Raw genomic sequence first — 4126 nt, 5'->3', positions numbered from 1 at the left:
CACCGGCCCCCGCCCGTGCAGCGCGTACTCCCCCACCATCCGCTCCTTGTAGACCGCCGGGTTGTGCGACGCCACCACCCGGGCGTTCCGCCAGTGCCGGTCCAGCCCACGCGTCCGGTCGGCCGCGGACGCCCCGCCGACCTCGAACAACTCGGACGCCGACCGCAGCACCCGCGGCCCGATCTCGACCTGCGCCTGGTACACGGCGTTCTCGGCCGCGTCGAGCAGCACGCGGTCGACGCCGACCCCGGGCTCGTTCGTGGCGACGACCCCGTCGAGCAGCCCCGCGGCGGCGACGACGAGTGACCGGGCGGTGAACGCCCCGGCCGACAGCCGCCCGAGCACCGAGAGCACCTGCGGGTCCTCCCCCGGCACGGCCGCGTTGGCGTGGATGTACGTGCGGGTCCGCGGTCGCACGAAGGCCACGGCGTCGTCGGACACGGCCTGCCCGATCCCGGCGAGGACCGCCAGCAGGTACAGCTGGTAGAAGGCCTGGATGTGCGACAGCGGAGCGTCCCGGTACGCCGACACCACCGACGGGTCGACCGACACCCCGTCGAACACGGTCGTGCCGGACGCGGTCAACCGCTGGCCGAAGCCGTCCCAGTCGTCGATGCTCGTCACGCCCGGCGCGGAGGCGTCGACGGCGAACGTCACGCGCTCCCCGTCGCGGTCCGCCGCCAGGTAGATCCAGTCCGCGTAGAGCGTGCCGGTCGAGTAGAACTTCCGCCCGTCGAGGCGGAGGGAATCGCCAGCCGGCGTCACCGTCGTCGAGATGTCGGCCAGGGTCGTCCCGGTCCGCTCCGAGGTCGCGTTCCCGATGATCGCTCCGTCGACGATGCGCCGGAGCCACTCGTCCCGCCCGGCGGACGACGGCCGCAGCAGCACGAGCTCGGTGTACCCGAAGTGCCCCCGCCACAGGTGCGCGATGTTCGAGTCCGCCGCCGCCAGGTCCGCCACCAGGTGCGCGAGTTCGACCAGCGTCACGCCGAAGCCCCCGCGGTCCTCCGGCACGCGCAACCGCCCGAACCCCGCGTCGGCGAGCGCCCGGACCTCGGCGTGCGGCAGCGGCCGGTCGCCGGGCTTCACGGACGCGAGCTCACGCTCGACCGCGCCGTCGCGGATGGTCGCGAACACGGGCGCGAAGCGTTCGCGCAGGGTCGCCAGACGGTCGGCCGGGAGGCCCGTCACGCGTCCGTCGATCGTCGTCGCGTCCGTCATGCGGGCACCTCCACTGCGTCGCGCGCCTCGGTCGCGCCGGCACCGCCCGTGAACGCCCCGCGCCACTGCCGGGCGGGGTGCGAGTCCGGCAGCTGTGCGTGGCCGAAGAGCTTCTCGCGCAGGGTCCCCTCGCGGTACTCGGACTGCATCAGCCCGCGCTCCTGCAGGGTCGGCGCGATGTGGTCGACGAACTCCTCGTACGAGCCGGGCAGCGTCCAGTTGATGACGTTGACGCCGTCGACGCCCACCCGCTGCCAGTCGGCGAGCTCGTCGGCGATCTGCTCCGGCGTCCCGACGACCCGGGCGCGGAGCTTCGCGGACAACCTGGCGAGGTCGGCGATGGTCGGTTCGCGGTCCCCGGCGGCCTCGCGGAGCCACTGCAGGTGCGACTGTCCGGCGTGGGTGCGGACCTCGGACAGCGGGGTGTCCGGGTCGAGGGGCTCGCCGGTGTCCGGGTCGAAGCCGAGGTTCGAGTGCACCAGGAACCCGTCGGCGGCCAGGTACTCGTCGATCTCCGCCTCCTTGGCCTTCGCCTCGGCCTCGGTGGAGCCGGTGACGAAGGTCAGGCCGAGGAAGAACGCGATGTCGTCCCGCTGGCGGCCGGCGGCCTCGGCCAGGTCGCGGGTCTCGCGGATGAGCTGTTCGGTGGCATCCCGGTTCGAGGTCAGGATGAACTGGGCCTCGGCGTTCCGGGCGGCGAAGGCACGGCCGGCCGGCGACGACCCGGCCTGGAACAGCACCGGGGTCCGCTGCGGCGACGGTGCCGACAGGTGCGGGCCCTGCACGTCGTAGCGCTTGCCGTGGTGGTCGATGCGGTGCACCCTGTCGGGGTCGGCGTAGCCACGGACCGGGTCCTTCAGCACGGCGCCGTCCTCCCACGAGCCCTCCCAGAGCTTCGCGCAGACCTCGAGGTACTCCTCGGCCCAGACGTAGCGCTCGTCGTGCTCCTCGAGCCGGTCGGCGCCGAAGTTCCGGGCGGCGCTGTCGAGGGCGCTCGTGACGACGTTCCAGCCGATGCGGCCCCGGGTGATGTGGTCGAGCGTGGAGACCTTGCGGGCGAAGTCGAACGGGTGCGCCTGGATGACGCTCGAGGTGAACGCGAGCCCGAGGTGCTCGGTCGACACGGCGAGCGCGGAGAGCAGCACGGAGGGGTCGTTCGAGGGGATCTGCAGCCCCTCGCGCAGGTTGGTCGAGTAGTCGCCGCGCCCGGGGCCGTAGGTCCCGACGACGTCGGCGAAGAACATCGCGTCGAACTTGCCGCGCTCGAGGGTCCTCGCCAGGTCGGTCCACAGCGTCACGTCGTCGAAGTCCGCCTGCCGGGCGTCGGGGTGCCGCCACAGGCCGTGCTGGATGTGCGAGGTCGTGTTCATGACGAAGGCCGCGAAGCGCAGCGGGCGGTTCGGTGCATCGCTCATGCGTCCCATCGTGGTCGGCGGGCACCGCCCGACGACAGCGACGTGACCTCCCGTTACGCGCGGTGTTCCCCGCGGCCCTGGACGCGGCCATGCTCCTGAGGCATGCCGAGCCAGACCACCGTCACCGCGCCTCCAGGCCGTCCCGCCGCACCGTCGACCAGCGCGACCCGTCGTCGGGTCGCCCTCGCGTCGTTCGTCGGGACGACCGTCGAGTACTACGACTTCTACCTCTACGCGACGGCCTCGGCGCTGGTGTTCGCGCCGACGTTCTTCCCGTCCGTGACGCCGGCCGTCGGGGTCATCGCGTCGTTCGCGACCTACGGCGTCGGGTTCGTGGCGCGGCCGCTCGGCGGGGTGATCGCCGGCCACCTGGGTGACCGGATCGGGCGGAAGAAGCTGCTCGTCGCGTCGCTGGTGCTGATGGGCATCGCGTCCACGCTGATCGGGGTGATCCCGTCCGCCGCGACCATCGGGGTCGGCGCCGTGGTGGCGCTCGTGTTCCTGCGGCTGCTGCAGGGCGTCGCGGCCGGTGCGGAGTGGGGCGGCTCGGCGCTGCTGTCCGTCGAGCACGCGCCGGAGCGGCACCGGGGGCTGTTCGGGGCGTTCACGCAGATGGGGTCGGCCGGTGGGATGCTCCTGGCGACCGGGGTCTTCACGCTCGTGCGGTCCCTGCTCGGCACCGAGGCGTTCCTGGCCTGGGGCTGGCGGCTGCCGTTCCTGTTCTCGGCGGTGATCGTGGCGGTCGGGCTCGTCATCCGGCTCGGTGTGCAGGACGCCCCGGTGTTCCAGGAGCTGCGCGCATCGGGCGGGGTCGAGCGGTTCCCGGTGTGGCAGGCGATCCGGCAGCACCCGCGGTCGATCCTGGTGACCGCGGGCCTGCGCCTTGTGCAGCCGGCGCTGTACTCGATCCTGACGACGTACTCGCTGACCTACCTGGGCAACGTGCGCGGGCCGGAGGGCTCGGACGCGGGGCTGCAGGCCGTGCTCGTGATCTCGGCGGTGTCGCTCGTGTCGACGCCGTTCTGGGGGTGGCTGTCGGACCGGGTCGGGCGGCGGGTGCTGACGATCTGGTCGGCGGTGGGCATCGCGGTGCTCATCTGGCCGTTCTTCGCGTTCCTCGACGCCGGGCCGCTCGTGCTGCTGCCGCTCGTGGCGCTGATCGGGATGTGCGTGTTCCACGACAGCATCTACGGGCCGCAGGCGGCGTGGTTCGCGGAGCAGTTCCCGACCGGGCGGCGGTACTCGGGGATGTCGCTCGGGTACCAGATCGGGTCGATCTTCTCGGTGGGGCTGACGCCGCTGCTGGCCGCGGTGTTCGTGCAGCTCGGGGGTGGCTCGCCGTGGATCCTGTGCGGGTACCTCGGGGTGTACGCGGTGCTGACGATCGTGGCGGCGGTGTTCGCGGTGGATCCGCGCTCAGCGACACCTCACGGCCTCCGGAAGGCGAGAACTGCCGCCCAGCGCGAAACGTCAGCCCGCCGCGCCCGCGC

At 72.8% G+C, this 4126-nt stretch carries 3 protein-coding genes; 1 reads left to right on the top strand and 2 read right to left on the bottom strand.

What is annotated here, in order from left to right:
* Together DEJ04_RS18110 and DEJ04_RS18105 are read right to left on the bottom strand one after the other, a co-directional pair.
* Window positions 1-1221: acyl-CoA dehydrogenase family protein (locus DEJ04_RS18110; RefSeq protein WP_111048012.1), on the bottom strand; the 1221-nt coding region annotated here is incomplete at its 3' end.
* Complete coding sequence (locus DEJ04_RS18105) at window positions 1218-2636, bottom strand: LLM class flavin-dependent oxidoreductase (protein ID WP_111048011.1); 1419 nt, start codon at window positions 2634-2636, stop codon at window positions 1218-1220. The genes DEJ04_RS18105 and DEJ04_RS18110, both read right to left, overlap by 4 nt.
* 102 nt (window positions 2637-2738) lie before the next feature.
* On the opposite strand from DEJ04_RS18105, the gene DEJ04_RS18100 reads away from it, so the two are divergent.
* A partial coding sequence (locus DEJ04_RS18100; protein WP_258371434.1) for an MFS transporter occupies window positions 2739-4126 on the top strand: 1388 nt, incomplete at its 3' end.

Source organism: Curtobacterium sp. MCLR17_044 (assembly GCF_003234435.1).
GTDB classification, from domain to species: domain Bacteria; phylum Actinomycetota; class Actinomycetes; order Actinomycetales; family Microbacteriaceae; genus Curtobacterium; species Curtobacterium flaccumfaciens.
The sequence above is the reverse complement of the archived record's forward strand: the minus strand, read 5'-3'. Positions and strand labels throughout refer to the sequence as shown.